Source organism: Salmonella sp. 2020_1395 (assembly GCF_043848115.1).
In the GTDB taxonomy this organism is placed as follows: Bacteria; Pseudomonadota; Gammaproteobacteria; order Enterobacterales; family Enterobacteriaceae; genus Salmonella; species Salmonella enterica.
Window position 1 is genome coordinate 409,070 of record NZ_JBCMFH010000002.1, and the last position, 26,190, is coordinate 435,259.

Annotated in this window: 27 protein-coding genes and 1 pseudogene; 13 read left to right on the forward strand and 15 right to left on the reverse strand. The window is 52.3% G+C overall.

Annotation, left to right across the window (positions count from 1 at the left end; translation table 11 throughout):
* Nucleotides 1–8 precede the first annotated feature (8 nt).
* Nucleotides 9–1,055, reverse strand: a complete 1,047-nt coding sequence (gene epd / locus ACH0WD_RS04535; RefSeq protein ID WP_000218338.1) for an erythrose-4-phosphate dehydrogenase — start codon at nucleotides 1,053–1,055, stop codon at nucleotides 9–11.
* 373 nt (nucleotides 1,056–1,428) lie between these two features.
* On the opposite strand from epd, the gene ACH0WD_RS04540 reads away from it, so the two are divergent.
* Genes ACH0WD_RS04540 through ACH0WD_RS04560 form a run of 5 tightly spaced genes read left to right on the forward strand, consistent with a single transcriptional unit; the run spans nucleotide 1,429 to nucleotide 4,481 of the window.
* Nucleotides 1,429–1,854: a PPC domain-containing DNA-binding protein gene (locus ACH0WD_RS04540; RefSeq protein ID WP_000218564.1), complete on the forward strand. Its 426-nt coding sequence runs from the start codon at nucleotides 1,429–1,431 to the stop codon at nucleotides 1,852–1,854.
* A 25-nt stretch (nucleotides 1,855–1,879) separates the two neighbouring features.
* Complete coding sequence (locus ACH0WD_RS04545) at nucleotides 1,880–2,458, forward strand: ECF transporter S component (RefSeq protein ID WP_000124001.1); 579 nt, start codon at nucleotides 1,880–1,882, stop codon at nucleotides 2,456–2,458.
* A complete protein-coding gene (locus tag ACH0WD_RS04550; RefSeq protein ID WP_000553261.1) occupies nucleotides 2,459–3,166 on the forward strand; it encodes an energy-coupling factor transporter transmembrane component T in 708 nt (235 codons plus the stop codon).
* Nucleotides 3,154–3,831, forward strand: a complete 678-nt coding sequence (locus ACH0WD_RS04555) for an ABC transporter ATP-binding protein (RefSeq protein ID WP_001534176.1) — start codon at nucleotides 3,154–3,156, stop codon at nucleotides 3,829–3,831. Before ACH0WD_RS04550 ends, ACH0WD_RS04555 begins: the two co-directional genes overlap by 13 nt.
* Entirely contained in the window at nucleotides 3,825–4,481 is a 657-nt protein-coding gene (locus ACH0WD_RS04560; protein WP_000956902.1) for an ABC transporter ATP-binding protein, read from the forward strand. The genes ACH0WD_RS04555 and ACH0WD_RS04560 overlap by 7 nt, the downstream gene beginning before the upstream one ends.
* Nucleotides 4,482–4,524: 43 nt before the next feature.
* On the opposite strand, the gene tkt is transcribed toward ACH0WD_RS04560, so the two are convergent.
* Nucleotides 4,525–6,516, reverse strand: coding sequence for a transketolase (gene tkt, locus ACH0WD_RS04565; protein ID WP_000098645.1), 1,992 nt, complete (start codon nucleotides 6,514–6,516; stop codon nucleotides 4,525–4,527).
* A 275-nt stretch (nucleotides 6,517–6,791) separates the two neighbouring features.
* Here tkt and ACH0WD_RS04570 point away from each other — a divergent pair, with 275 nt between their 5' ends.
* On the forward strand, nucleotides 6,792–7,550 hold the full coding sequence (locus ACH0WD_RS04570) for a M48 family metallopeptidase (RefSeq protein WP_000701831.1): 759 nt from the start codon (nucleotides 6,792–6,794) through the stop codon (nucleotides 7,548–7,550).
* A gap of 12 nt (nucleotides 7,551–7,562) precedes the next feature.
* Here ACH0WD_RS04570 and ACH0WD_RS04575 read toward each other — a convergent pair.
* The 7 genes and pseudogenes from ACH0WD_RS04575 to ACH0WD_RS04605 all read right to left on the reverse strand — a co-directional run.
* Nucleotides 7,563–7,647, reverse strand: a pseudogene (locus ACH0WD_RS04575) (hypothetical protein); the annotation flags it as partial.
* Nucleotides 7,648–7,650: 3 nt separating this feature from the next.
* Nucleotides 7,651–8,571, reverse strand: a complete 921-nt coding sequence (gene speB, locus ACH0WD_RS04580) for an agmatinase (protein WP_000105550.1) — start codon at nucleotides 8,569–8,571, stop codon at nucleotides 7,651–7,653.
* A 204-nt stretch (nucleotides 8,572–8,775) separates the two neighbouring features.
* Nucleotides 8,776–9,732 carry an alpha/beta fold hydrolase gene (locus ACH0WD_RS04585; RefSeq protein WP_023785407.1) on the reverse strand — a complete coding sequence of 319 codons (957 nt, stop codon included), beginning with the start codon at nucleotides 9,730–9,732 and terminating at the stop codon, nucleotides 8,776–8,778.
* 192 nt (nucleotides 9,733–9,924) lie between these two features.
* Nucleotides 9,925–10,419 carry a YhcH/YjgK/YiaL family protein gene (locus ACH0WD_RS04590; protein ID WP_000965537.1) on the reverse strand — a complete coding sequence of 165 codons (495 nt, stop codon included), beginning with the start codon at nucleotides 10,417–10,419 and terminating at the stop codon, nucleotides 9,925–9,927.
* A 38-nt stretch (nucleotides 10,420–10,457) separates the two neighbouring features.
* On the reverse strand, nucleotides 10,458–11,465 hold the full coding sequence (locus tag ACH0WD_RS04595; RefSeq protein ID WP_000104231.1) for an Ldh family oxidoreductase: 1,008 nt from the start codon (nucleotides 11,463–11,465) through the stop codon (nucleotides 10,458–10,460).
* 13 nt (nucleotides 11,466–11,478) lie between these two features.
* On the reverse strand, nucleotides 11,479–12,495 hold the full coding sequence (locus tag ACH0WD_RS04600) for a zinc-binding alcohol dehydrogenase family protein (RefSeq protein ID WP_000853907.1): 1,017 nt from the start codon (nucleotides 12,493–12,495) through the stop codon (nucleotides 11,479–11,481).
* Between the two features lie 2 nt (nucleotides 12,496–12,497).
* Nucleotides 12,498–13,970, reverse strand: a complete 1,473-nt coding sequence (locus tag ACH0WD_RS04605; RefSeq protein WP_000379532.1) for a mannitol dehydrogenase family protein — start codon at nucleotides 13,968–13,970, stop codon at nucleotides 12,498–12,500.
* A gap of 840 nt (nucleotides 13,971–14,810) precedes the next feature.
* On the opposite strand from ACH0WD_RS04605, the gene ACH0WD_RS04610 reads away from it, so the two are divergent.
* Nucleotides 14,811–14,888, forward strand: coding sequence for a hypothetical protein (locus ACH0WD_RS04610; RefSeq protein WP_023228383.1), 78 nt, complete (start codon nucleotides 14,811–14,813; stop codon nucleotides 14,886–14,888).
* Nucleotides 14,889–15,202: 314 nt separating this feature from the next.
* Here ACH0WD_RS04610 and ACH0WD_RS04615 read toward each other — a convergent pair whose 3' ends face one another.
* From ACH0WD_RS04615 to ACH0WD_RS04640, 6 genes are all read right to left on the reverse strand, one after another.
* A complete protein-coding gene (locus tag ACH0WD_RS04615) occupies nucleotides 15,203–16,003 on the reverse strand; it encodes a FadR/GntR family transcriptional regulator (protein ID WP_001576357.1) in 801 nt (266 codons plus the stop codon).
* Between the two features lie 153 nt (nucleotides 16,004–16,156).
* Complete coding sequence (locus ACH0WD_RS04620; protein WP_000032796.1) at nucleotides 16,157–16,888, reverse strand: hypothetical protein; 732 nt, start codon at nucleotides 16,886–16,888, stop codon at nucleotides 16,157–16,159.
* Nucleotides 16,889–17,032: 144 nt separating this feature from the next.
* The gene (speA, locus tag ACH0WD_RS04625; RefSeq protein WP_001278580.1) at nucleotides 17,033–19,009 is read right to left on the reverse strand and encodes a biosynthetic arginine decarboxylase; all 1,977 of its coding nucleotides are present in this window, start codon (nucleotides 19,007–19,009) and stop codon (nucleotides 17,033–17,035) included.
* An 8-nt stretch (nucleotides 19,010–19,017) separates the two neighbouring features.
* On the reverse strand, nucleotides 19,018–19,149 hold the full coding sequence (yqgB, locus tag ACH0WD_RS04630) for an acid stress response protein YqgB (RefSeq protein WP_000729109.1): 132 nt from the start codon (nucleotides 19,147–19,149) through the stop codon (nucleotides 19,018–19,020).
* An 85-nt stretch (nucleotides 19,150–19,234) separates the two neighbouring features.
* A complete protein-coding gene (locus ACH0WD_RS04635) occupies nucleotides 19,235–19,384 on the reverse strand; it encodes a hypothetical protein (protein WP_001751809.1) in 150 nt (49 codons plus the stop codon).
* 59 nt (nucleotides 19,385–19,443) lie between these two features.
* Nucleotides 19,444–19,743 (reverse strand): hypothetical protein, encoded by a 300-nt coding sequence (locus tag ACH0WD_RS04640; protein ID WP_001576358.1) that lies wholly within the window; start codon nucleotides 19,741–19,743, stop codon nucleotides 19,444–19,446.
* A gap of 55 nt (nucleotides 19,744–19,798) precedes the next feature.
* Here ACH0WD_RS04640 and metK point away from each other — a divergent pair, with 55 nt between their 5' ends.
* From metK to gshB, 6 genes are all read left to right on the forward strand, one after another.
* A complete protein-coding gene (metK, locus tag ACH0WD_RS04645) occupies nucleotides 19,799–20,953 on the forward strand; it encodes a methionine adenosyltransferase (protein WP_001062143.1) in 1,155 nt (384 codons plus the stop codon).
* A 492-nt stretch (nucleotides 20,954–21,445) separates the two neighbouring features.
* Nucleotides 21,446–22,840, forward strand: a complete 1,395-nt coding sequence (gene galP, locus ACH0WD_RS04650; protein ID WP_001113171.1) for a galactose/proton symporter — start codon at nucleotides 21,446–21,448, stop codon at nucleotides 22,838–22,840.
* Nucleotides 22,841–22,918: 78 nt separating this feature from the next.
* Nucleotides 22,919–23,416, forward strand: a complete 498-nt coding sequence (locus tag ACH0WD_RS04655; RefSeq protein WP_000856775.1) for a SprT family zinc-dependent metalloprotease — start codon at nucleotides 22,919–22,921, stop codon at nucleotides 23,414–23,416.
* Between the two features lie 94 nt (nucleotides 23,417–23,510).
* A complete protein-coding gene (gene endA, locus ACH0WD_RS04660) occupies nucleotides 23,511–24,218 on the forward strand; it encodes a deoxyribonuclease I (RefSeq protein WP_000286123.1) in 708 nt (235 codons plus the stop codon).
* Nucleotides 24,219–24,294: 76 nt separating this feature from the next.
* The gene (gene rsmE, locus ACH0WD_RS04665; protein WP_001675718.1) at nucleotides 24,295–25,026 is read left to right on the forward strand and encodes a 16S rRNA (uracil(1498)-N(3))-methyltransferase; all 732 of its coding nucleotides are present in this window, start codon (nucleotides 24,295–24,297) and stop codon (nucleotides 25,024–25,026) included.
* 19 nt (nucleotides 25,027–25,045) lie between these two features.
* Nucleotides 25,046–25,993 carry a glutathione synthase gene (gene gshB, locus ACH0WD_RS04670; RefSeq protein ID WP_000593248.1) on the forward strand — a complete coding sequence of 316 codons (948 nt, stop codon included), beginning with the start codon at nucleotides 25,046–25,048 and terminating at the stop codon, nucleotides 25,991–25,993.
* Nucleotides 25,994–26,190 lie beyond the last annotated feature (197 nt).

Here is a 26,190-nt window from a genome sequence, read left to right on the forward strand (position 1 = left end):
AATGATGCTTAAAGTTTTGTCGACGCTGACGCGTCGAGCCTGAAACCAACTGCGGCCATCGCTAACGTGGTGTCGAGCATCCGGTTAGCAAAGCCCCATTCATTATCGCACCAGACCAGCGTCTTGATCAGGTGGGCGCCACTGACCCGGGTTTGCGTGCCATCAACAATGGCGCTGTGCGGGTCGTGGTTAAAATCTATCGAGACCAACGGTGATTCCGTATAGTCAACTATACCATGAAATGCACCTTGTGCTGCTTTTTGCAGCAACTGGTTGACTTCACTGGCTTTTACTGGTTTTTTCACCGTCACGCTTAAATCGATCGCCGTCACATTAATGGTTGGAACGCGCACCGCAATCGCCTCAAAACGATCGTTAAACTGCGGGAATATACGCGTAATGCCTGCCGCCAGTTTTGTATCTACCGGGATAATCGACTGGCTGGCCGCGCGCGTGCGCCGCAGATCGGAGTGATACGCGTCGATCACCTGCTGATCGTTCATCGCGGAGTGGATCGTCGTGACGGTACCAGACTCGATGCCGTAAGCATCATCCAACAATTTAATGACGGGAATTATGCAATTCGTGGTACAGGACGCGTTTGAGACAATACGATGTTCCGCACGCAGTTGGTTCTGGTTCACGCCAAAAACGACGGTGGCGTCAAGATCGTTGCTGCCCGGATGAGAAAAGAGCACTTTCTTCGCGCCTGCGGCAATATGCGCCTCACCATGCTCCCGGTTGCCATATACGCCCGTACAATCCAACACGACATCCACGCCCAGTTCGCGCCACGGCAGATCCGCCAGCGTTCTTTCATGCAGAATACGAATGACGTCGTCACCGACAAAAAGCTGCTCGCGCTCGTGGCGAACCTCCCATGCAAAACGCCCGTGGCTGGTATCGTATTTCAACAAATGCGCCATGCCTGCGGCATCCGCCAGCTCGTTGATGGCCACCACGGTAATTTCCGCCCGACGTCCGGATTCATACAAAGCACGAACCACGTTACGCCCGATGCGACCAAAGCCATTAATCGCTATGCGTACGGTCATAGGTCTCCTGCAAGGCTATCCCGATTCAGATGAGGCTGACAGAGTAATGCAGCTCATCGTCGAGTAAAACCTCACCTGTCGCAAACTGCGACTGATTGGTTAATTGTCGAACATTTAATTAACTGAAACGCTTCAGCTAGAATAAGCGAAACGGGGAATAAAAGGAATGTTTGTCCAGTCGAAGAAGACAGTTATCTGACCTGCATCACATTTCATGGCCGCTTACGCTGCAATTTATTCCATATTTAAGAATCACCAGTTCATCCGTCAGATCTTTTCATCGTCGCGTCACAAATACTGATTTATATCAGAAAGCGCTGTCGCCAGCGTCTATATTATCAGCGCCACGTCCGAGTCTCGGAGTCCTGTAACGATGACTGTATCTCACCACAATGCCTCTACAGCGCGCTTTTACGCGCTTCGTCTGCTTCCCGGCCAGGAAGTGTTTTCCCAATTACACGCCTTTGTGCAACAGAACCAATTACATGCCGCCTGGATTGCAGGGTGTACCGGCAGTCTGACCGACGTTGCGCTGCGTTATGCCGGGCAAGAGGCGACCACATCGCTCACCGGCACGTTTGAAGTTATCTCGCTAAACGGCACGCTTGAATTGACCGGCGAGCATCTGCATCTCGCGGTATCGGATCCCTACGGGGCCATGCTCGGCGGCCATATGATGCCAGGGTGTACCGTGCGTACCACGCTGGAACTGGTTATCGGCGAGCTGCCAGCGCTGACGTTCAGCCGTCAACCGTGCGCCATTTCCGGTTATGACGAACTGCATATTTCTTCCCGTTAATTGACGACTCTTTAAGAGGTACTTTATGGCGCGTCGCCCGTTTTCCAGCCAGTCTCTGGTGCTGATTGTCATCGCTATTGCCATCAATATGATTGGCGGACAGCTTATTAGCATGTTGAAGCTGCCTATTTTTCTCGACTCGATCGGCACCTTAATTAGCGCGGTACTGTTAGGGCCGTTCATCGGCATGTTGACTGGGCTTCTGACCAACTTGCTGTGGGGGCTGCTTACCGACCCTATCGCTGCCGCGTTTGCCCCGGTAGCGATGGTTATCGGTCTGGTCGCCGGGTGGCTGGCGCGCGCAGGCTGGTTTCGTACCCTGCCCAAAGTGATCGTCAGCGGGGTCGTCATTACATTGGCGGTGACGCTGGTCGCCGTACCGCTTCGTACCGCGCTTTTTGGCGGCGTTACCGGTAGCGGCGCTGATTTGTTCGTCGCCTGGATGCATTCAATGGGCCAAAACCTGGTGGAGTCAGTCGCGATTACCGTCATAGGCGCTAATCTGGTCGATAAAATTCTGACGGCGATCATCGTTTGGGTGCTGCTGCGTCAGCTACCGTTACGTACGACACGGCATTTTCCTGCGATGTCAGCCGTACGCTAAATGCATCCGTTTACCTCGTTAACCTTATGGGCGTTGGCGGCCTGCACCACGCTGCTACTCCCTGCGCAGACCGTGCTCCCGGTTTATAGCGCGGCGGCCTTCCTCTGTCTGCTGGCGCTGAAATCAACGCGGCGGCGGGCGAAGTATGTCGCCTGGCTGATGCTGTCTTTAGGGTTTGGGCTATGGCTGGTACATGGCGGTTGGCTAACGGAATGGATAAGCGGGCAGCCTCGCGATCCGCAGCGCTGGATATATGCCGTTACGCTATGGCTACGCCTGCTGGCGATCGTGTCGACGTCGCAGCTATGGATGCAGTATGTGCCGGTTCAGCGGTTTATTCGCGCCCTGTTCGCTTCACGTTTGCCGCCCGGCATCGCTTACCTGTTCGCTGGCCCGCTGCTGGTCGTCGAACAGCTCAAACGACAACTGACGATCGTTCATGAAGCCCAGCGCGCGCGTGGCGTACCGCTGGATGAAGGCTGGTATCAGCGGCTACGGGCAATGCCTGCGCTGATCGTGCCGCTTACGCAAAATGCGCTTAACGATCTGACAATACGCGGCGCGGCGTTGGATATGCGGGGGTTTCGGCTTCATCGAGCCCGAACCACGCTGTGGGCGCCGAAAGATAACATGTTACAACGGGTTGCGCGGTATGGCATGGTACTGCTAATAGTGGCGGAAGCGGGAGTATGGATATGGTTACGTTAGAGCAGTTTCGTTATCTTCCGTCCGATGCGACACGCCCGCCGGCATGTTTTGATTTCCACTATTCAACACCCGGAATAGTGGCGATAGTCGGCGATAACGGCAGCGGAAAAAGTACGCTGGCGCAACTGATGGCTGGCTGGTATCCGGATTATCTTCCCGGTGATATTGACGGCACAGGCTTACTGCTTGGCGTCCCTATCGGGCAGCTCCCGCTGGTAGAACAGTCGCCCACCATCCAGTTGGTGCAGCAATCGCCTTATTTACAGCTTTCCGGCTGTACCTTTAGCGTAGAGGAAGAGGTGGCGTTTGGCCCGGAGAATCTCGGCCTCCATGAAGCGGAAATTCTACGGCGCATTGACGAGGCGCTGACTCTGACAAACTGCCAGTCGTTACGCCATCGTCATCCCGGCACGCTCTCCGGCGGCGAAACGCAGCGGGTAGTGATTGCCAGCGCGCTTGCCATGCAGCCCAGATTATTAGTTCTTGATGAAGCCTTCAGTCGGCTGACGTCAGCGGCCACCGGGACACTGCTGGAACGGTTACAACAGTGGGCGCTGGAACGTCATTCTCTCATTGTGCTTTTTGAACGTAATCACTTTCCTTTTCTGACGCGATGCCAGCGGGTATGGCAATTGCGCGACGGAGCGCTAACCCCATTATGTTGACGTTAAATCAGGTCGCTTATCGCTGGCCGGATGCCGCAGCCGACTGTCTGCACGCCATCTCGCTTGAGCTTCATGACGGCGAATGGCTGGCGTTGACCGGCGATAACGGCGCGGGAAAATCAACGCTGTTACGGATTATGGCCGGCCTGCTTTCCCCCGCTTCCGGCTCGGTAACGCTTAATGGAGAGCCGATTGCGCAGCTTAAAAATCGTCAACGCGCCGCCGCTATCGGCGTACTCTTTCAGGAAGCGGAAAACCAGATTTTCCACAGCAATGTCGCGCAAGAGGTCGCTTTTGGGCTGAAACTACAACGCTTATCGGCAGAGGAAATTTCACGGCGCACGCAGGCCGCGCTGAGGTTATGCCAGCTAACGGACGTCGCCGAGGCACACCCGCTTGATCTGCACGCCGCACAGCGCCGGATGGTGGCGGTCGCCAGTCTGGAGGCGATGGCGCCGCCGGTGTTATTACTGGATGAACCCCGCCGGGATTTTGACGCCCACTGGCTAACCGTATTTGAACACTGGCTGGCGACATGCCGGGCACGGGGAACCAGCGTCGTGGCGATTAGCCATGACGCTGCGTTTACCCGGCGTCATTTTTCACGGGTGGTACGGCTGGAAAACGGCAGGTTGTCAAAGGGGGAATAAAAAACGGGTCGCCGAAGCGACCCGTTTTATGCCGTATTAAGGATTACAGCAGCGCTTTCGCTTTGGCGATCACGTTGTCCACCGTGAAGCCAAACTCTTCAAACAGCAGCTCTGCCGGGGCGGATTCACCGAAGGTGGTCATCCCGACAATAGCGCCGTTCAGGCCGACGTATTTGAACCAGTAGTCAGCGATACCCGCTTCAATCGCCACACGCGCAGAGACCGCTTTCGGCAGCACGGATTCACGGTAGGCCGCATCCTGCTTGTCGAATGCGTCGGTGGACGGCATGGAAACCACGCGCGCCTTCACGCCTTCGGCAGTCAGTTTTTCGTAAGCGGCAACCGCCAGCTCAACCTCAGAACCGGTCGCAATGAAGATAATCTGCGGCTGGCCCGCACAATCTTTCAGTACGTAACCACCGCGGGCGATATTCGCCAGTTGCTCTTCAGTACGTTCCTGCTGCGCCAGGTTCTGACGGGATAGAATCAGCGCGGTTGGGCCATCCTGACGCTCTACGCCATATTTCCACGCCACCGCGGATTCCACCTGGTCGCACGGACGCCATGTGGACATGTTCGGCGTTACGCGCAGGCTTGCCACCTGCTCGACCGGCTGGTGCGTCGGGCCATCTTCGCCCAGACCGATGGAGTCGTGGGTGTAAACCATCACCTGACGTTGTTTCATCAACGCTGCCATACGCACTGCGTTACGGGCATATTCGACGAACATCAGGAAGGTGGAGGTGTACGGCAGGAAACCGCCGTGCAGGGCGATACCGTTGGCGATAGCGGTCATACCGAATTCGCGCACACCGTAATGAATGTAGTTACCTGCGGCGTCTTCGTTGATAGCCTTAGAACCGGACCATAGGGTCAGGTTAGACGGTGCCAGGTCTGCAGAGCCGCCAAGGAATTCCGGCAACAGCGGACCGAAGGCTTCGATGGCATTCTGGGACGCTTTACGGCTGGCGATTTTGGATGGATTCGCCTGCAGTTTAGCGATGAACTCATTCGCTTTCGCATCGAAGTCAGCCGGCATGTCGCCTTTCATACGACGAGAGAATTCAGCAGCTTCCTGCGGGAAGGCTTTCTCATAAGCCGCGAATTTCTCATTCCATGCAGACTCTTTCGCCTGGCCGGCTTCTTTCGCATCCCACTGGGCGTAGATTTCAGACGGGATTTCGAACGGCGCGTATTTCCAGCCCAACTGTTCGCGGGTCAGCGCGATTTCCGCGTCGCCCAGCGGCGCGCCGTGGGAATCGTGGGTACCCTGTTTGTTCGGCGAACCGAAACCGATGATGGTTTTGCACATCAGCAGAGACGGTTTGTCAGTCACGGCGCGAGCTTCTTCCGTGGCGCGTTTAATGGCGTCGGCATCGTGACCGTCAATGCCACGGATAACATGCCAGCCGTAGGCTTCAAAACGTTTCGCGGTGTCATCGGTGAACCAGCCTTCAACATGACCATCGATAGAGATACCGTTGTCATCATAGAACGCGATCAGTTTGCCCAGTTTCAGAGTACCAGCCAGAGAGCACACTTCGTGAGAAATGCCTTCCATCATGCAGCCGTCGCCCATAAAGACGTAGGTGAAGTGGTCAACGATGTCGTGGCCAGGACGGTTAAACTGCGCCGCCAGAGTTTTCTCGGCAATCGCCATCCCGACGGCGTTGGCAATACCCTGACCCAGCGGGCCAGTAGTGGTTTCAACACCAGCGGTGTAGCCCACTTCCGGGTGACCCGGGGTTTTTGAATGTAGCTGACGGAAATTCTGCAGTTCGGACATCGGCAGGTCATAGCCGGTGAGGTGCAGCAGGCTGTAAATCAGCATCGAACCATGGCCATTGGACAGCACAAAGCGGTCGCGGTCGGCCCAGGACGGGTTGGTCGGGTTGTGGTTCAGGAAATCACGCCACAGGACTTCGGCAATGTCAGCCATACCCATCGGGGCACCCGGGTGACCGGATTTGGCTTTCTGTACTGCGTCCATGCTCAGCGCACGAATAGCATTGGCAAGCTCTTTACGTGAGGACATTTTGACTCCAGATCGGATGTTGAAAGGCCATGCCCGTAACGACTTGACGACAGCGCGTTTTGGGCTACGCCGGAAAATTTGCCAACAATTTACCCCAAGCCGCGCGTCATGTACATGGAACATCCTTTTACCGCTTCAGAAATCTCCGGATCGTGCTCGCATGTTGCGCAATTAGCTAACTTGCCTGCCACGCTTTTCTTTATACTTAACCTAGGCGCTAATTCATCTGCAACGGGCGCATTTCAAAATAATATTAATTCGTATGGAAGAGAAAAATGAAAATTCGCGCTTTACTGCTTGCTTTGGGCATGGCGACGGTGCTGACCGGTTGCCAGAATATGGACTCTAATGGACTGCTTTCTTCGGGCGCTGAAGCTTTTCAGGCCTATACGTTAAGCGATGCGCAGGTAAAAGCGTTGAGCGATCAATCCTGTCAAGAGCTCGACAGCAAAGCGAAAATCGCGCCGGCGAGCAGCGAATACACTAAACGACTGGCAAAAATTGCCGCCGCGCTGGGGGATAACATTAACGGCCAGCCGGTGAACTATAAGGTTTACGAGACGAAAGACGTCAACGCGTTTGCCATGGCGAACGGTTGTATCCGCGTCTACAGCGGACTGATGGATATGATGACCGACAACGAAGTTGAAGCCGTGATCGGCCATGAAATGGGCCATGTCGCGCTGGGTCATGTAAAGAAAGGGATGCAGGTCGCGCTGGGCACTAACGCCGTTCGTGTTGCGGCGGCATCGGCAGGAGGCGTTGTCGGCAGCCTGTCGCAATCACAGCTTGGCGATCTTGGCGAAAAACTGGTGAACTCGCAGTTCTCCCAGCGTCAGGAGTCCGAAGCGGATGATTATTCTTACGATCTGTTGCGCAAACGCGGTATCAGTCCGTCAGGACTCGCCACCAGCTTTGAGAAACTGGCAAAACTGGAAGCGGGTCGTCAAAGCTCAATGTTCGACGATCACCCGGCGTCCGCCGCACGCGCACAGCATGTGCGCGATCGTATGAGCGCAGACGGGATCAAATAATCCCCGAACAGTGCCGGATGGCGGCGTGAACGCCTTATCCGGCCTACAAGCATCAATCAGCTGTAGGCCGGATAAGCGCAGCGCCATCCGGCAAAACAACTTACTCGCCTTTCTTCGCCGCCTGGATATAGAGCATTTCTAATGCCAGCGTCGCGGCCGCCAGAGCGGTGATCTCCGACTGATCGTAAGCCGGCGCGACTTCCACTACATCCATACCGACAATGTTCAGATCTTTCAGACCGCGTACCAGTTTAATGGCGCGATCGGAGGTCAGGCCGCCGATCACCGGCGTACCGGTACCAGGCGCAAACGCCGGGTCCAGACAGTCGATATCAAAGGTCAGATAGACCGGCATATCGCCGACGATCTGTTTCACCTGAGCGAGAATATCATCCACGCCGCGATCGTTGACCTGGCAGGCATCCAGCACGGTAAAGCCATTGTCTTTGTCAAACTCAGTGCGAATACCGATCTGTACCGAATGATGCGGATCGATCAGGCCTTCTTTCGGCGCGGTGTAGAACATCGTGCCGTGATCGAATTCGCAGCCGTTAGCGTAGGTATCGGTATGCGCGTCAAAATGTACCAGCGCCATTTTGCCAAAATGTTTCGCGTGGGCGCGCAGCAGCGGCAGCGTGACGAAGTGGTCGCCGCCGAAAGAGAGCATACGCTTGCCTGCAGACAGCAGTTTTTCAGCGTGCGCCTGTAATTTTTCACTCATTTCACGGGCATCGCCAAACGCATACACCAAATCGCCACAGTCCACGACGTTCAGGCGCTCGCGCATGTCAAAATTCCACGGGAAACGGTGATGTTCCCAGGCGAGGTTGGTCGACACCTGACGGATCGCCGCCGGGCCATGACGGCCGCCAGCGCGACCGGACGTTGCCATATCAAACGGTACGCCAGTGATCACCCAGTCGGCATCGCTGTCATACGGCTGGAAGTTCATTGGCAGACGTAAAAAACCAAACGCATTAGAAACCAGTGAGTTATCGTACTGATGACCTAAGGTGCTCATGGCAAAAACCTCTTCTTAGTCAATATAAAAAAACCCTCCCGCGTCGTTAGGCCCGACGAGGAAGGGTTTGAATTTGTTTACGGCTCAAAGTTTACTCTGACAGACCGCATTATTGAAGTCAGTTTAGCCAGGTACAGTAGACAACGCCCGAAAAAAATATATATCCAGCGCAAATCAGTAGGCTCATACGTCCATCGCGGCCAGTTAAGAGGCCTTAGGGATTTGCCGCTGTAAAAACTCAAGCACTAATGCGTAAAACAGCGGTGTTTTTCCTGGCGTCTGGAAAATGGCGTGACCGCTACCGGGAATGAGGGTCATCTCCGCCTGAGGCAGCAGCCGGTACAGCTTCGTTACCTCTTCAACGGTGAAAAATTCATCCCGGTCGCCGTCCAGTAATAGCACAGGAGTGTGGATTTTTTTCACCTCTTCTTCCGCCAGCGATGTGGGCGTTGTCCACATTGGCCAGACACCTTTGAGGAACGTGCGCCAGTAGTCTTTTTGCTCTGGATGATGCATGTTCTGATAAAATTTAACCATCCCGGGCGCATCCGAAGCCATTTTATCCAGATCGCGATCCGTCAATTGCCCCTGAGGCATTCCTTTACCATAAAAAATTTCCATCCCCTGCATGTAATGGGTCGTAGCAAAGCGATGCGTTGCGCCGCCGACGATAGCAGCGCGCGCTAGATCCGGGTATCGGCTGGTTAACTTCAGAACGACCATGCCGCCATCGCTGTAACCCATCACCAGCGGTTTTTCCAGCTTCAGCGCTTTAACAAAAGCCGCCATATCTTCCGCCATCAGATCATAGCTAAACGTTCCTTGCGGGTTATTGGTTAATCCATGTCCACGACTGTCCGGCATGATGACGCGAAAATATCGAGATGCCTCTTTCGCTAATCCCTGCCAGCTTTTCGCCGTCAGACCACCACCGTGAATCAACAGCAGCGGAGGCCCCTCGCCCTCTTCAACGTAATGAATTTTGATACCATTCGCTTCTACAAATTTATCTTTGTCCATCGTTGTTGCTGAAGCATTTATTAAAAATATAGTATTGATAATAAAAATAAATGCGAATTTAAAAATATGATTCATAACACCTCGCCAATTACTTTCCGTGTAAAAGACCATATTATTCAGATTGAACAAAAATAATATCAAAATCGATTTGTATCATTTTCACTTATTTACCGTGGAGACCCCGCATCATCTTTTTACAGAACGTAAAAAGCCTTTCCGCGATTAGCCTCAACGCGAAAAGGCTCTGAAGTCAGAAAAGTGCCACCTTATTCATTCTGGCTATAATTCAGGATGACTTGAAGGTCTCTTCCTGAATTGCATTTGGCGCTTTCTTTATTCCTTCGTCTGACAGGGCAAGCTTGACTCGCTAAATGCCGTGGCCGGAATTTTCACAATCGCTTTTTTAACCGGCGCAGGTTTACCACGCGTACAAAGCGGACGGTGGATCTGGTTGGGATAAAAAAGCGCGAAATCGCCAGGATTTAATGTAACGAACTGCTCATTAGCGACACATTCAGGAAAGATGATGTCATCAGGAAGATGCTCAAGCTCCTTTATCCTGGTATCAATTTTGTTGGAATAGCCAATCTCCTCATAACCGCTTAGTAAAATCTGAACATCGATATATTTTTTATGAAGTTCAGCTTTGCGGTTTAACGAAGAGTGTGTTTCCCCTTCGCTTATCATAAGAAATGATTCCGGGAAAGAAAGTTCATATCTACCAGCAGGCTGATCTTCAGCTATCTTCACCGCTTCGATGATAAGTTTTTTAATAATGTGGTTAACGTAAGGTAATAAAGTAAGCTGCTCTATATTTCCATATAGCATACTATAGTTATCCTAAATAATGGTCGTGATTATAATTATCAGCCAATCAGGTACTGGTAAATACCTTCAGCCACAGGAATACCTTCTTTTAAACATTTTTCTTTATAGGCGATTTGCGGATCGTTTGGCGCCAGCACTTTATCAACACCGGGCATCGGTTTTACAGCCCTTAGCTCATTGACCATTGTGCTCATTATTGAGGAAAACAGCGGATTGCCCAACATCTGCGGATCAATAACGATAACCAGACTCGCTAACTTGCGCATCTTGTCATAGTCGCCATACATCCGAACAATATGGTTGCTAAAGTTTGCCCCCATCAGGACGCCCGTGAGCGCATCAATCGCCAGGGCAATACCAGAACCTTTGTGTCCGCCAAAGGGCAGCAGATTTTCAATTTTATGCGGATCGGTAGTGATATGTCCCTCTTTATCCAGCGCCAGGCCGTGACCTATTGGTTTCCCGGTTTCTTTGGCGTGCAGAATTTTACCAAACGCAATGGCGCTGGTCGCCATATCGACGATCATCGGATGGCTGTCTTTAACGGGGAAGCCGAAGGCGATTGGGTTAGTCCCCAGAAAGCGCTCCGCGCCGCCATACGGCGCAACGCAGGTATCCGTTTGCGTCATGGCGATAGCCACCATTCCCTGGCTTGTCGCCTGCTCAATAAACCACGAGAGCGCGCCGCAGTGGGACGTATTTTTGACGCTGACGAAGCCCAGCCCCGTCTCTCTTGCCAGACTAATAGCGTGGTCTGTCGCCTTTATCAGCGCGCAGTGTCCCATTCCATCATCAGAGTCCAGAATAGCGACAGAAGGCGAAATCTGTTCAATGCTGAATGTTGCTTTTGGATTGAGCCCGCCTGCGTTCAGGCGGGTACAATAGTGCTCTACGCGAATAACGCCGTGGGAGTGAACGCCGGTAATATCGGCATGAACCAAAACGTCGGCTACCTGCTGCGCCGTTTGCGCGTCAAGACCCGCCTGGGTGAGTTTATTAAACGCCAGCGCTTTCAATTCATTTTCTTTGACTAATATTGTTGACATAACTATCCCGCTATTAAAATTTGATAACGCCTTTAACCAATTTTTTGTTTTCTACCACGTTCTTCTGGTACTGGTTGCCGAACGTATAGAAATCGAATTCCTGGTTTTTCATCATTGTTTCGCTAATAGCGCCCTGAGCCATTAGCTCAATGACACATTCGAAGTCTTCCCGCGTCGCGTTACGGCTGCTCAATAGCGTGGTCTCTTTTTTATGGAAGGTTGGATCGTCAATGACGAGCTCGCCGATATACAGCCCGATGAAGACGATTTTTCCGCCGTGACGAATCAGATCGACAGCGCGGCTCATGGAGGATTTATTGCCGGTGGCATCAAGCACAGTGCCGGCTAATTCACCGGAGAAACAGGCTTTCAGCGCATCAATATAGTCGTCTGACGACGGATCGAGCGTTGCAACGCCTACCTTTTCGGCTACCAGACGACGGCGTTCGGCGTCAATATCAGCTACCGCGACGCGAGCGCCTTTGGCTTTTGCTATCGCGGCGGCGGCCAGCCCAATCGGCCCGGCGCCGACCACCACAATGTTTTGCTGCGGCTTCACGTCAGCGCGGCGTACTGCGTGGGCGCTGATGGCGAAACACTCAACCAGCGCGCCCGCGCTGTCGGTGAGGTTATCCGACAGTTCAACCAGATTTTGTTCACGAACGGCCAGATATTCGCTAAAGCCGCCGTCCTGGTGAACGCCATACAGCGAGACGTTCTCACAGCAGTTGGTTTTTCCTTCCCGGCAGGCTGCGCAAGCGCCGCAAGGAATACAGGGAATAACGCTATAGCGTTGGCCGACCTTCGCCGTGCTGCACGATTTACCCAATATTTCCGCCACGCCGCAAATTTCATGACCCAGCACGCGCGGATAGGCAAAAAAGGGCTGGCGGCCAGCAAACGCATGGATATCGGTGCCGCAAATACCAACCGCTTTAATTTTTAACAGTACTTCATCGTCTTTTAAATGAGGAATATCCCTTTCAATGTATTCGATATTTCCCGGATTATTACAGATAAGCGTTTTCATACTTAACCCTTTGAAGATAAACGGTGAATGGTGGCCGTGACGCCATGTAATTCAATATGGTTAAAGGCCTGCTGAATGTCGTTTAAAAAATCTGCGTTGTCGCCGGCCAGCGTTCCAAAGATGCTATTTATCTGCAGCAAAGACAGCGCTTGTTCCCATCGCGTGTTTTTATTTTTAATAGCCGCATTGAAGGTATCATTGAGCGGGTCGGCCACGCTCTGCCCCTGAGAGAGCGTATTAATGACGTAATGGAGCCAGCCCGCAATCAGCGTCGCCAACGCCCTGCCCTTAACGCCGCGCGCCTGAAGCGTCAGATAAGGATCGACGGCCCGCTGAGGCAGCTTCTGAGAACCGTCCATCGCAATCTGTCCGGTCTTATGTTTAATGTTCGGGTTGCTGAATCGCTCAATGAGCAACTGCGCATATTGATGTACATCTACCGCCAAATTCGGGCGCAGCGATTTTGCCTGCTCTTCCGTCATTAAATGATGTACGGCGGTTTTAAAAGCGTCGTCTTCCATGCACTGATAGATAAACTCATATCCAGCCAGGCTGCCGTTATAGGCGAGAAACGAATGGCTGCCATTCAGCATACGAAGTTTCATTTCTTCATAGGGAAGCACGTCCGAGACGAACATCGCCCCTGCTTTATCCCAGTCAGGACGACCGGCAACGAAATTATCTTCGATAACCCACTGACGGAAATCCTCGCATACGATGCCGCAGGGATCGGCAAAACCGATCTGGTCTTTAATCATGTCAAATTGCTCTGGCGTCATTGCCGGCACGATGCGATCGACCATGGTGCCAGGAAAGGTGACATGCTTCGCTATCCAGGCCGCCAGTTGCGGATCGAGATTATCGGCAAACGTAACGATCGCCGTTTTGGTCAAATGACCGTTTTCCGGAATGTTATCGCACGACAGTACACTAAACGGGGGAAGCCCTTGCTGGCGGCGTATCCGTAGCGCTTCGACGATCAGTCCGAGTGCTGACCGGGGATGTTCAGGATCGGCAAGATCATGTTTAATGAGCGGATGGCTGAGATCGAGCGTTCTGGACCGCGGATCGGTGCAGTAACCTTTTTCCGTTATCGTCAACGAAACAATTTTTACCTGCGGCTCAGTTAGCTTCTCGATCGCCGCCTGAATACCTGACTTCGGCGTATGCAACGCGCCGGTGACGGTACGAACCAGGCGACTATTGATGGCGCTGGCTGACGTTTCCACCACTGAAAACAGCCCCTGTTGCGCATTTAGCGCATCCACCAGCTCCGCATCGCCGAACAGATTCAGTTCAAAAATCCCCCAGCGGTTGCCGGTTATCTCATTCGTGAGATCGTTATAAACAGCCTGATGACCACGGTGAAAGGCGCCAAATCCAATATGTACGATGTTGGCTTCCATTCCCTGACGTGAATAAGTCGTTTTGAATTGGTGCCTTGCGGCGTCTAACTGGCGAGCTATGGTGTCCATGAATTTTTCCCACCCCTGTTTTGTTTACCAATTCTGCTTAAACACCATACCAAAATCCGTGAATATGATCACACTCATGGCACCAGATTCTTTACCCTGGTATGCTGACTAATAGCCAATGAATAAAAATAATTTATTTATCAAATAGTTACAAAAAGCACTTCTCCGGATAAATTTTATGATTCACAAAATCGTGATTTTGATTAGAAAAATCGGCCACGAATTGGCATACCACCCATACAACCCGTAATCATTAAACCCCATGGAAAACAATATCTTATTGAATAACACGCCCGCTGCAAGCGTATATGTCACGCATGATTGGTTCAATAATCACCCGAAATACAGCAAACCAAACCTGATAATTTGTCTAGGGAATTAATGAACTCAATTTATTATCAGCATCAACATTAACCTAAGAACATCAGTTACGGTTTTGATCATCCGGGTCGCTGCTAAAGCGATGAGGAGTGAGCCGCCTTTAGACGTAATTGGCAAATTAATCCATTGATTTAAAACAGGAAAAAATTGATGAAGACGCGGATTAGGCACGTTGAAACAAAGCTTTCAAAGCCCCTCTGGCCGAGGTCTTAGTTGACGTGAAACATGGCATAATAGCCATTTCGAACTGGTAACCACGACAATTACGCTGGAAGACGGTTCAACTGGCACCGGATATACCTATACCGGCGGAAAGGGAGGGTATGCAATTAAAGCGATGATCGACCACGATCTTGCCCCGGTACTGTCAGGGAAAGAGGCGCTGCGATTGACGATATTTATGACTTTATGGAATAGCATATTCACTATATGGGTTGCGGAGGCATCGCGTCGTTTGCGATGTCTGCGGTGGATATCGCCCTTTGGGATTTGAAAGGCAAACGTGAAAAACTGCCGCTGTGGAAAATGGCTGGATGAAGGCGGCGCGTCTGTCGACGAATGGCGGTCGTTTGGTATGCTCGCTCGGTATGCAGGAATTACACGTCAGACTGGTTTCCGCATTCGAGACTGGCTGACTGGAGGTTCACAGTTTCCCGATCGAGCAATATACCAAACATCCGCTGGTGGTCGACAATTATCGCGCCGTGGCACCAGACACCTACGGCATTGGCGTAGAGTTTGACTGGGATAAGCTGAGCGTTTACGAAGCCTGATTCCCTCTCTCCGGGTTTGTTTTTGGCGGCAGGCCCGGTTAATCGCTGACAAAAATGTCATCCGCCTGAAAATAGCCGTCAGGTGGCGAAGAAAAAATCATCAAAATCTTCCAGCGAATCATCCTGTTGGAAGATTTTTACCAGCTCATTTTTACTGTTTTCAAGATGGGTCCACGAGGCCTGTCTGGCCTGCTCAGCATCGCGTTTTTGCAATGCAAGGAAGATACTACGGTGATCTTCCACCCATTTCATTCTTAACTCTTTCTTATGTAAATACTTATAGTTTAACTGCTTCCAGCGCGGATTTTCGGTCCTGACAGCCCGCCACAGCTCGGCAGATTGTTTCATTAATACACGATTTTGCGTGGATTCCGCGATGATATTGTGGAACTGGCGATCCAGTTCTTCAAATTTGTCGCTGTCGCCGCCAATCTGCTTTTCCTGCTGCTCAATAATACGTTTAAGCTGCTTAAGTTCATTAAATCTTATTTGCGTAGCGGCAAAACCGGTGATGTTGCTTTCGATGACCTGCCGGGCCTGTAGCAATTCAAAGGGGCCAATGTCTGAGTAAGGCAAGAGCGCTTTTTGATTGATTTTCTCCAGACTATCAATAAAGTAAGTGCCTGCGCCTTGCTTAACCTCTACCACTCCCTTCAGCTCAAGCATAATAATCGCCTCACGAATCGTCGTGCGGCTGGTTTGAAAACGCTCGCTGAGTTCTCTCTCCGCCGGAAGTCGCTCGCCAGCTTTAAATACCCCTGAATAGAGTAGTTCTTCTATTTGCAGCCCTATATCAAAATAGCGCCGCTTGGTTAAAATTTGTTCCATGCACATACCTATGTAGACAGCAATTGCTCCACTTGAGGGTAGTGTAAACAAATCCTAATGTTTATGGTAAACAATTTCCCTGCCAGAGAGTGGTCGTTTCTTTCCCGCAACCTACGGCTATGCGCGTCACACAGTCCTTCCCCACCAGACTCGGCAGGAAAGGCGCTGATTCCCATAACGCATATTTGACGTTTGATGCCGGGTTTATTTGCGGCAGGGCGGCGGCGCATACCCGTTGTTGTCCGCCGGGAAAGCCTGCGAGGAACAAGGCGGTAGCGTATTTGTTGCTTTACCCTGCAATGCAAAAGCGGCAAAGCCAATGACGCCGATGTTGCGTACGTCGCCCTGCGCGGAGTGGGCCGCATAAGCGTCAGCTACGTCGGCGAACTGGAATGCCGCCTCAGTGTGTTTATCTTTGCGAAACCCTTTAATCGCCAGTGAATCGCCAGCGTTAACAATATAGCCATGATGATTCAGCGAGCCAGCTTTTCCGTTCAACACGTCCAGGCCATCAACCGTTGCGACGATTTCGTAATTGGTATCATGACTGTAATTACGGATATATAACTGATAGTTCATCCCTGATCTTGCAGGAATACTATATTGCCATTGTCCCATTGATGCGTTGTAGCGACGAGTAATTGGAATCGAATTAAAATTAGCGTCGCGCACAGCATATTCAAGATCGCTGATACGTATACTATAAACTTTATCGTAACCTGACGGATATTGAGTGGAGTAATTTATTACCACCATTTCGGCAGGTTCTCGATCGGCACGTTCTACCGAAACGCTTTGTACCGATGAATGCACGTCGCCGCCCCAGGCGGTGCCGACGTCGGATGAAGAGCCATTATTAGATTGCATTCCGCTGGAACAACCGCCTAACAGCAAAAACAAGCCAACAATGACGGCATTAAATTTAAATTTGCTCATACTTAACCCCCTTTTTAATTATTAGGGGGATTGTAGGCCCATAAAATTACATAGAGAAGCGGCACCGCTGATAATTAAGAATTTATAAAATATAAAAGGGTCGATTTAAATAATTAAATCGACCCACAAGCGGAATACTCTTAATTACTCATCTTCAAGATAAGTATAACCGTACAGTCCCGCTTCAAATTCCTCAAGGAACTGCTGCTGCAACGCATCGTCCAGATCCGTCTGTTTTACCTGGTCGCGGAAATGCGTTAACAGCGTTTTCGGGTCCAGTTGTACATATTGCAGCATATCCGCAACGGTATCGCCTTCGTCCGACAGCTCAACCTCGACGCTACCATCCGGGAAGACAAACACGTCAACCGCTTCAGTATCGCCAAACAGGTTGTGCATGTTACCGAGGATCTCCTGATAGGCGCCGACCATAAAGAAGCCGAGCATCGGTGGATTCTCTGGATCGTATTCCGGCATCGGCATCGTCGTGGCGATACCGTCGCCATCGATATAGTGGTCGATAGCGCCATCGGAATCACAGGTTATATCCAGCAGCACGGCACGACGTTCCGGTACCTGATCTAACCCTTCCAGCGGCAGTACCGGGAAGAGCTGATCGATTCCCCACGCGTCCGGCATCGACTGGAACAGCGAGAAGTTGACGTACATTTTGTCCGCCATCCGCTCTTGCAGTTCGTCGATAATCGGACGATGCGCACGGTTTTGCGGATCCAGTTGCTTCTGCACTTCATGGCACATGCTGAGATAAAGTTGTTCCGCCCAGGCGCGCTCCTGCAAACTAAACGCGCCGGAAGAGTAGCCGATATGAATATCGTGCAGATCCATTTGGCTATCATGCAGCCATTCACGCAGCGAGCGGCGAGTGCCGGGCTTATGCATCTCCTGCCAGGTTTCCCACAGATTTTGCAGCGCGCGCGGCGCATCTTCAGCAGGGGCTGTCGGATCCGTGTATTCGTTACGCTCCACGCCGATAATGTTAGAGACCAGTACCGTATGGTGCGCAGTGACGGCGCGGCCAGACTCGGTAATCACCGTCGGATGCGGTAAACCATGCTCTTCGCAGGCATCGCCAATCGCCCAGATGATGTTATTGGCATATTCGTTCAGGCCATAGTTCACCGAACAGTCGGACTGCGAACGGGTACCTTCATAATCCACGCCCAGACCGCCGCCCACGTCGAAGCACTGGATATTAACGCCCAGCTTATGCAGCTCAACATAGAAACGCGCGGATTCGCGCACGCCGGTCGCGATATCGCGAATGTTCGCCATCTGCGATCCCAGGTGGAAGTGCAACAGTTGCAGACTGTCCAGACGCCCGGCGTCACGCAGGGTCTCCACCAGTTGCAGCACCTGCGTCGCCGCCAGGCCGAATTTTGATTTTTCGCCGCCGGAGGATTGCCACTTACCGGACCCCTGAGAGGCCAGACGCGCACGCACGCCCAGGCGAGGAACCACATTCAGGCGCTCGGCCTCTTCCAGCACAATCGCGATTTCAGACATCTTTTCGATGACCAGATAAACCTTATGGCCCATCTTCTCGCCAATCAGCGCCAGCCGAATGTATTCACGGTCTTTATAACCATTACAGACGATCACGCTACGGGTCATGCCGGCATGCGCCAGCACCGCCATCAATTCCGCTTTCGACCCCGCTTCCAGCCCCAACGGTTCACCGGAATGGATAAGGGACTCGATCACGCGGCGATGCTGATTGACCTTAATCGGATAAACGAGGAAGTAGTCGCCGTTATAACCGTAAGATTCACGCGCACGCTTAAACGCCGCGTTAATTGAACGCAAACGATGTTGCAGGATCTGCGGGAAGCAGAACAGCGCCGGCAGACGCTGACCTTGCGCTTCGCGCGCTTTCACCAGTTTGGCAAGATCGACACGCGCTTCCGGTACGTCGGGATCGGGGCATACGCTAATATGGCCCAGCTCGTTGACGTCGTAGTAGTTATTGCCCCACCAGGCAATATTGTAAGTGCGCAGCATCTTGCTGGCTTCCTGGGAGCTCATTGCAACCTCCTGCATGGAGCGTAGTACACCCTGTTCGCCTGCTGACGAAGGCGAACCCATAGACATGTCGTCAGACATAGCGAACCTCAATTTTTATTAGCAAGTGTAAAACAGTTGACTACTATCGCAATCCGAAGACGCGATAACAACCCATAGACAAGCGGATTTTCCAGCAGATAGCGCTGATGCTCCGCCTGCGCGACCGGTTTCTTTTTCATATCATTGTAAACACGTAACCGAACTCACAGATAACGGTTCGGCGAAACCACGAGAAAACTCTTGCGTTAACAAGAGCGCCCTTGTTCAGTCTTCAGCGCCATTGCCGGCTCTGGAATCCTGAGAAGCGCCGAGATGGGTATAACATCGGCAGGTATGCAAAGCAGAGATGCAGATTGCGGGGGACATGCGCGCACCAGAACGATGCGACAGATTCAGCAGAATACAACGGTTCATTATCTCGTATCACCTCCACGGCCGCCTCGTAAGACGAACCCACAAGCCAAAGCAACGTTTTAACCCGGCTGGAAGTGGCGACACGAAGAAAACGTCGTGTGCTTTTGTATGAGCCGCGCGTCGCGTTTTATACCCAGAACGCAGAAAAAAAGCAAAGCATAAATGCGCATAATGTCAGCATTATCAGAAACGTTTATCGCCTGATTTTGACCGACATTGCGACGGCCTTCAAAAAAAGCTGGAAATTGGGCGAAGAAGTGACCTAAAATAGCCGTCCAGATGTTAATCCATCCATACTGATTAACACTCAGACTGCCAGTGTCAGCGACCTTCAGACTCATGGTAGAATCTTCTGTCATGACTATTCCGCACAACAGTTTGAGCTAACTAAATTCTCCTTAGGTGAAATTAAATATGGCAAAACACCTTTTTACGTCTGAGTCCGTATCAGAAGGGCATCCTGACAAAATCGCAGACCAAATCTCTGATGCCGTGTTGGACGCTATCCTGCAACAGGATCCGAAAGCACGCGTCGCCTGTGAAACCTACGTTAAAACCGGCATGGTTTTAGTTGGCGGTGAGATCACCACCAGCGCCTGGGTCGATATCGAAGAGATTACCCGTAATACGGTGCGCGAAATTGGCTATGTGCATTCCGACATGGGCTTTGACGCCAACTCTTGCGCGGTACTGAGCGCAATTGGCAAACAGTCTCCGGATATCAACCAGGGCGTTGACCGCGCAGACCCGCTGGAACAAGGCGCGGGCGACCAGGGCCTGATGTTTGGCTACGCGACAAATGAAACCGACGTACTGATGCCTGCGCCAGTCACCTACGCGCACCGTCTGGTACAGCGTCAGGCTGAAGTGCGTAAAAATGGCACCCTGCCATGGTTGCGTCCGGATGCAAAAAGCCAGGTCACTTTCCAGTATGACGACGGCAAAATCGTCGGTATCGACGCCGTGGTTCTCTCTACGCAGCACGCAGAAGATATCGACCAAAAATCGCTGCAAGAAGCGGTGATGGAAGAGATCATCAAACCCATTCTGCCGTCTGAATGGTTAAATACGTCCACTAAGTTTTTTATCAACCCAACCGGGCGTTTTGTTATCGGCGGCCCGATGGGCGATTGTGGTCTGACCGGTCGTAAGATCATCGTTGATACCTACGGCGGTATGGCGCGTCACGGCGGCGGCGCCTTCTCCGGTAAAGATCCGTCTAAAGTTGACCGTTCTGCAGCTTACGCTGCGCGTTATGTCGCGAAAAACATCGTGGCGGCAGGTCTGGCGGATCGCTGTGAAATCCAGGTCTCCTACGCTATCGGCGTAGCGGAGCCGACGTCCATCATGGTGGAAACGTTCGGTACTGAAAAAGTGCCTGCTGAACAGTTGATTCTGCTGGTGCGCGAATTCTTCGACCTGCGCCCGTACGGCTTGATTCAGATGCTGGATCTGCTGCACCCGATCTACAAAGAAACTGCGGCTTACGGCCACTTCGGTCGCGAAAACTTCCCATGGGAAAAAACCGACAAAGCGCAACTGCTGCGCGATGCTGCCGGTCTGAAATAATCGACCGCGCCTGACGCTGTTTTTCAGTCAGGTAAACCATACCGTACTTATCAAGGCCAGCGCCCTGCTGGCCTTTATCATTGCTGATACACGCAACGTTATCAGATATTCCAGCGTGAATTTATACTGACCTTTTTGTGATGCGCAGCACAATCCACTCTCCCCTTTCGTTTCTTCGACTACACTTTTTATCATTCAGTTTCAGTCATCATGAAAGCGGTTACATTCATTTTCATTAAGAACTGACCGCATCACTATCGGTATGCTAATTCTGCGATGAAAATATTACATAATTTTTCAACTTTGTCTGAATACCAGGCGATTGATATGGTTATAAGATTATTAAAACTATTATTTTTCAGATAATTAAATAATCACCGAGATAAATAGTAGTGTAAACGATTACACCATTGTGATTAGCCTCACATCTTTTTACGGCGTACTCACCTACTCTTAACATCGATAAAATTGCTAACCCAACCGGAGGGCATAATGCCTGACAATAAAAAACAAGGGCGTTCCAACAAGGCCATGACATTTTTTGTCTGCTTTCTTGCAGCCCTGGCAGGATTACTTTTTGGCCTGGATATCGGCGTTATCGCCGGTGCTTTACCCTTCATTACCGACGAGTTTCAGATTACCGCACACACTCAGGAATGGGTGGTCAGCTCCATGATGTTTGGCGCGGCCGTCGGCGCTGTCGGCAGCGGCTGGCTCTCCTTTAAGCTGGGCCGTAAAAAAAGCCTGATGATCGGCGCTATCCTGTTCGTCGCCGGTTCGCTGTTCTCCGCTGCGGCGCCTAACGTTGAAGTCCTGATTATTTCTCGCGTGCTGCTGGGTCTGGCCGTCGGCGTCGCTTCCTACACTGCACCGTTGTACCTGTCCGAGATCGCGCCGGAAAAAATTCGCGGCAGTATGATCTCAATGTACCAACTCATGATCACCATCGGGATTCTGGGCGCTTATCTGTCCGATACCGCGTTCAGCTACAGCGGCGCATGGCGCTGGATGCTCGGCGTGATCATCATCCCGGCCATTCTGCTGCTGATCGGCGTCTTCTTCCTGCCGGACAGCCCGCGCTGGTTTGCGGCGAAACGCCGTTTCCATGATGCTGAACGCGTCCTGTTGCGCCTGCGTGACACCAGTGCGGAAGCAAAACGTGAGCTCGATGAAATTCGCGAAAGTTTGCAGGTTAAACAGAGCGGTTGGGCGCTGTTCAAAGAGAACAGCAACTTCCGCCGCGCCGTGTTTCTTGGCATTTTGTTGCAGGTCATGCAGCAATTTACCGGGATGAACGTCATTATGTATTACGCGCCGAAAATCTTCGAACTGGCGGGGTACACGAATACCACGGAGCAGATGTGGGGCACCGTTATTGTTGGTCTGACTAACGTGCTGGCAACCTTCATCGCTATCGGCCTGGTTGACCGCTGGGGCCGCAAGCCGACCCTGACGCTGGGCTTCCTGGTCATGGCGATTGGTATGGGGATTCTGGGTACGATGATGCACATCGGCATCCATTCGCCGTCTGCGCAATACTTCGCTATCGCTATGCTGCTGATGTTCATCATTGGATTTGCGATGAGCGCTGGTCCGCTGATTTGGGTACTGTGCTCCGAAATCCAGCCGCTGAAAGGCCGCGATTTCGGCATCACCTGCTCCACCGCGACCAACTGGATCGCCAATATGATCGTCGGCGCAACGTTCCTGACCATGCTGAACAATCTGGGTAACGCCAACACTTTCTGGGTCTACGCTGGCCTGAACGTACTGTTTATCCTGCTGACCCTGTGGCTGGTGCCGGAAACCAAACACGTTTCGCTGGAACACATTGAACGTAACCTGATGAAAGGTCGTAAACTGCGCGAAATCGGCGCCCACGACTAATCCCTCCACGCTTCCTCCTGCCACAGGAGGAAGCGTTTTTCTTGCAGTCCCTCTTCCGTCGCACTATTCTCTGCCGCTATGAAAACCCCTCGTCTCCCTATCGCTATCCAGCAGGCCGTGATGCGCCGTCTGCGGGAAAATCTCGCCCAGGCGAACCTCAAGCTCGATAGACATTATCCGGAGCCGAAACTGGTGTATACGCAACGCGGCACCTCGGCGGGCACCGCCTGGCTGGAGAGCTACGAAATCCGCCTCAACCCGGTGTTACTGCTGGAAAACATCGACACCTTTATAGCAGAGGTCGTGCCGCATGAACTGGCGCATCTGTTGGTGTGGAAGCACTTCGGACGCAAGGCTCCGCATGGCAAGGAATGGAAGTGGATGATGGAAAGCGTGCTGGGCGTTCCGGCCAGACGTACTCATCAATTTGCTCTGCAATCCGTACGGCGCAATACCTTTCCCTACCATTGCCAATGCCAGCAACATCAACTCACCGTCCGCCGTCATAATCGGGTAGTACGCGGCGAAGCGGTTTATCGTTGCGTTCACTGCGGCGAACCACTGGTCGCCGGGTAGTTCCCGAAACGTCCGGGAACTTTCCTGAGCGGACTGATTGCATACAGACACAACTTTCGTTACGTTGCGGGCTCGTTTTGCTATGGAGTGTGCAATGTACCGTAATTTTTCTTTTGCCGCTGCGTTGCTGGCCGCAGCGTTTTCAGGCCAGGCCCTGGCCGATGGCATTAACAATTTTTCTCAGGCCAAAGCGGCGAGCGTCAAAGTCAATGCTGACGCGCCCGGCAGCTTTTACTGCGGGTGCCAAATCCGCTGGCAGGGTAAAAAAGGCGTCGTAGACCTGGAGTCCTGCGGCTATAAGGTGCGTAAAAACGAGAATCGCGCCAGACGCATTGAGTGGGAGCACGTTGTCCCCGCCTGGCAATTCGGTCATCAGCGCCAGTGCTGGCAGGACGGCGGGCGAAAAAACTGCGCTAAAGACCCGGTCTACCGCAAAATGGAAAGCGATATGCATAACCTGCAACCCGCGATTGGCGAAGTGAATGGCGATCGCGGCAACTTTATGTATAGCCAGTGGAACGGCGGCGAAGGTCAGTACGGGCAATGCGCCATGAAAGTGGATTTTAAAGCGAAAATCGCCGAGCCGCCCGCCCGCGCCCGTGGCGCAATCGCCCGCACTTATTTTTATATGCGCGACCAATACCAACTGAAACTTTCCCGCCAACAAACGCAGCTTTTTAACGTCTGGGATAAGCAGTACCCCGTTACCGCCTGGGAGTGCGAGCGCGATGCGCGTATCGCGAAGGTCCAGGGTAATCATAATCCCTATGTGCAACGCGCTTGCCAGGCGCGAAAGAGCTAACCTACACTAGCGGGATTCTTGTTAACCCATGCCCTGGATAGCCAAACGCCGGGGCCATGACGCGGATTTTTTTATTATGCGTATTCCCCGCATTTATCACCCTGAATTGTTGACGTCCGGTACGCAGATTTCGTTATGCGAAGATGCGGCCAACCATATTGGTCGTGTACTGCGCATGGGAGCGGGACAAGCGTTACAGCTGTTTGACGGCAGTAATCAGGTATTCGATGCTGAAATCATTAGCGCCAGTAAGAAAAGCGTTGAAGTGCAAGTGATGAAAGGCGAAATCGACGATCGTGAATCGCCGCTACATATCCATCTGGGCCAGGTGATGTCGCGCGGTGAAAAAATGGAATTTACTATCCAGAAATCGATCGAACTAGGTGTAAGCCTCATTACGCCACTGTTCTCTGAGCGCTGTGGCGTTAAACTGGATAATGAACGTCTGAACAAAAAGCGCCAGCAGTGGCAAAAGATCGCCATCGCCGCCTGCGAACAATGCGGGCGTAACCGGGTGCCGGAAATTCGCCCGCCGATGGCGCTGGAAGCCTGGTGCGCCGAGCAAGATTCCGGGCTGAAGCTCAATCTTCATCCGCGCGCCCATGCCAGTATCAACACTCTGCCGCTGCCGGTTGAACGCGTCCGACTGCTGATCGGCCCGGAAGGCGGGCTGTCGGCGGACGAAATCGCGATGACCGCGCGCTATCAGTTTACTGATATTCTGTTAGGACCTCGCGTTCTGCGTACTGAGACAACCGCGCTCACCGCCATTACCGCGCTACAGGTGCGTTTTGGCGACTTAGGATGAAGCGTTAACGGAGAAAATAATGATCAAGCTCGGCATCGTGATGGACCCCATCGCACACATCAACATCAAGAAAGACACCAGTTTCGCTATGCTGCTGGAGGCCCAACGTCGTGGTTATGAACTTCATTATATGGAGATGGCCGACCTTTATCTGATTAACGGCGAAGCCCGCGCCCGCACGCGAACGTTGAGCGTGGAGCAAAATTACGATAAATGGTACGAGTTCGGCAGCGAGCAGGAGATTAAACTCGCCGATCTGGACGTCATTTTGATGCGTAAAGATCCGCCGTTTGATACCGAGTTTATTTATGCGACCTATATTCTGGAACGCGCTGAAGAAGAAGGGACGCTTATCGTCAACAAACCGCAAAGCCTGCGCGACTGTAATGAAAAACTGTATACCGCCTGGTTTGCCGATCTGACGCCGGAAACGCTGGTAACGCGCAATAAAGCGCAGCTCAAAGCGTTTTGGGAAAAGCACGGCGATATCATTATGAAACCGCTGGACGGTATGGGCGGCGCGTCCATTTTCCGCGTTAAGGAAGGCGATCCTAACATAGGCGTTATTGCCGAAACGCTGACCGAGCTGGGCAACCGCTACTGCATGGCGCAGAACTATTTGCCCGCGATCAAAGATGGCGATAAGCGCGTACTGGTCGTCGACGGCGAGCCGGTGCCTTACTGCCTGGCGCGTATTCCGCAGGGCGGCGAAACCCGCGGCAACCTGGCGGCTGGTGGTCGCGGCGAACCCCGTCCGTTGAGCGAAAGCGACTGGGAAATCGCCCGCCGCGTTGGGCCGACGCTTAAAGCCAAAGGGCTTATTTTCGTCGGTCTGGATATTATCGGCGACCGCTTAACGGAAATTAACGTGACCAGCCCAACCTGCGTGCGTGAAATTGAAGCGGAATACCCGATCTCTATCACCGGGATGTTGATGGACGCCATCGAAGCGCGTCTGGCGAAGTAAAGGTTTATTGCCCGGTGGCGTGCGCTTACCGGGCCTGAGCAATCACGCCGCCCCGGTCGGATAAGGCGGCGCATCAGCATCGCCATCCGGCAATCTATTGCCCGATAAGGCCGCCGTCCTTTGGCAAAAGACGGCTTATATGAGTGACAACCGTCCGCTTTCCCCACATACTGAACGCTGTCGTTTTTTTGAACCAG

Coding starts and splice junctions, on each gene's coding strand:
- epd (WP_000218338.1), bottom strand. CDS start 1,055: ATGACCGTACGCATAGCGATTAATGGCTTTGGTCGCATCGGGCGTAAC.
- ACH0WD_RS04540 (WP_000218564.1), top strand. CDS start 1,429: ATGACTGTATCTCACCACAATGCCTCTACAGCGCGCTTTTACGCGCTT.
- ACH0WD_RS04545 (WP_000124001.1), top strand. CDS start 1,880: ATGGCGCGTCGCCCGTTTTCCAGCCAGTCTCTGGTGCTGATTGTCATC.
- ACH0WD_RS04550 (WP_000553261.1), top strand. CDS start 2,459: ATGCATCCGTTTACCTCGTTAACCTTATGGGCGTTGGCGGCCTGCACC.
- ACH0WD_RS04555 (WP_001534176.1), top strand. CDS start 3,154: ATGGTTACGTTAGAGCAGTTTCGTTATCTTCCGTCCGATGCGACACGC.
- ACH0WD_RS04560 (WP_000956902.1), top strand. CDS start 3,825: ATGTTGACGTTAAATCAGGTCGCTTATCGCTGGCCGGATGCCGCAGCC.
- tkt (WP_000098645.1), bottom strand. CDS start 6,516: ATGTCCTCACGTAAAGAGCTTGCCAATGCTATTCGTGCGCTGAGCATG.
- ACH0WD_RS04570 (WP_000701831.1), top strand. CDS start 6,792: ATGAAAATTCGCGCTTTACTGCTTGCTTTGGGCATGGCGACGGTGCTG.
- speB (WP_000105550.1), bottom strand. CDS start 8,571: ATGAGCACCTTAGGTCATCAGTACGATAACTCACTGGTTTCTAATGCG.
- ACH0WD_RS04590 (WP_000965537.1), bottom strand. CDS start 10,419: ATGCTATATGGAAATATAGAGCAGCTTACTTTATTACCTTACGTTAAC.
- ACH0WD_RS04595 (WP_000104231.1), bottom strand. CDS start 11,465: ATGTCAACAATATTAGTCAAAGAAAATGAATTGAAAGCGCTGGCGTTT.
- ACH0WD_RS04600 (WP_000853907.1), bottom strand. CDS start 12,495: ATGAAAACGCTTATCTGTAATAATCCGGGAAATATCGAATACATTGAA.
- ACH0WD_RS04605 (WP_000379532.1), bottom strand. CDS start 13,970: ATGGACACCATAGCTCGCCAGTTAGACGCCGCAAGGCACCAATTCAAA.
- ACH0WD_RS04610 (WP_023228383.1), top strand. CDS start 14,811: ATGTCTGCGGTGGATATCGCCCTTTGGGATTTGAAAGGCAAACGTGAA.
- ACH0WD_RS04620 (WP_000032796.1), bottom strand. CDS start 16,888: ATGAGCAAATTTAAATTTAATGCCGTCATTGTTGGCTTGTTTTTGCTG.
- speA (WP_001278580.1), bottom strand. CDS start 19,009: ATGTCTGACGACATGTCTATGGGTTCGCCTTCGTCAGCAGGCGAACAG.
- yqgB (WP_000729109.1), bottom strand. CDS start 19,149: ATGAAAAAGAAACCGGTCGCGCAGGCGGAGCATCAGCGCTATCTGCTG.
- ACH0WD_RS04635 (WP_001751809.1), bottom strand. CDS start 19,384: ATGAACCGTTGTATTCTGCTGAATCTGTCGCATCGTTCTGGTGCGCGC.
- ACH0WD_RS04640 (WP_001576358.1), bottom strand. CDS start 19,743: ATGACAGAAGATTCTACCATGAGTCTGAAGGTCGCTGACACTGGCAGT.
- metK (WP_001062143.1), top strand. CDS start 19,799: ATGGCAAAACACCTTTTTACGTCTGAGTCCGTATCAGAAGGGCATCCT.
- galP (WP_001113171.1), top strand. CDS start 21,446: ATGCCTGACAATAAAAAACAAGGGCGTTCCAACAAGGCCATGACATTT.
- ACH0WD_RS04655 (WP_000856775.1), top strand. CDS start 22,919: ATGAAAACCCCTCGTCTCCCTATCGCTATCCAGCAGGCCGTGATGCGC.
- endA (WP_000286123.1), top strand. CDS start 23,511: ATGTACCGTAATTTTTCTTTTGCCGCTGCGTTGCTGGCCGCAGCGTTT.
- rsmE (WP_001675718.1), top strand. CDS start 24,295: ATGCGTATTCCCCGCATTTATCACCCTGAATTGTTGACGTCCGGTACG.
- gshB (WP_000593248.1), top strand. CDS start 25,046: ATGATCAAGCTCGGCATCGTGATGGACCCCATCGCACACATCAACATC.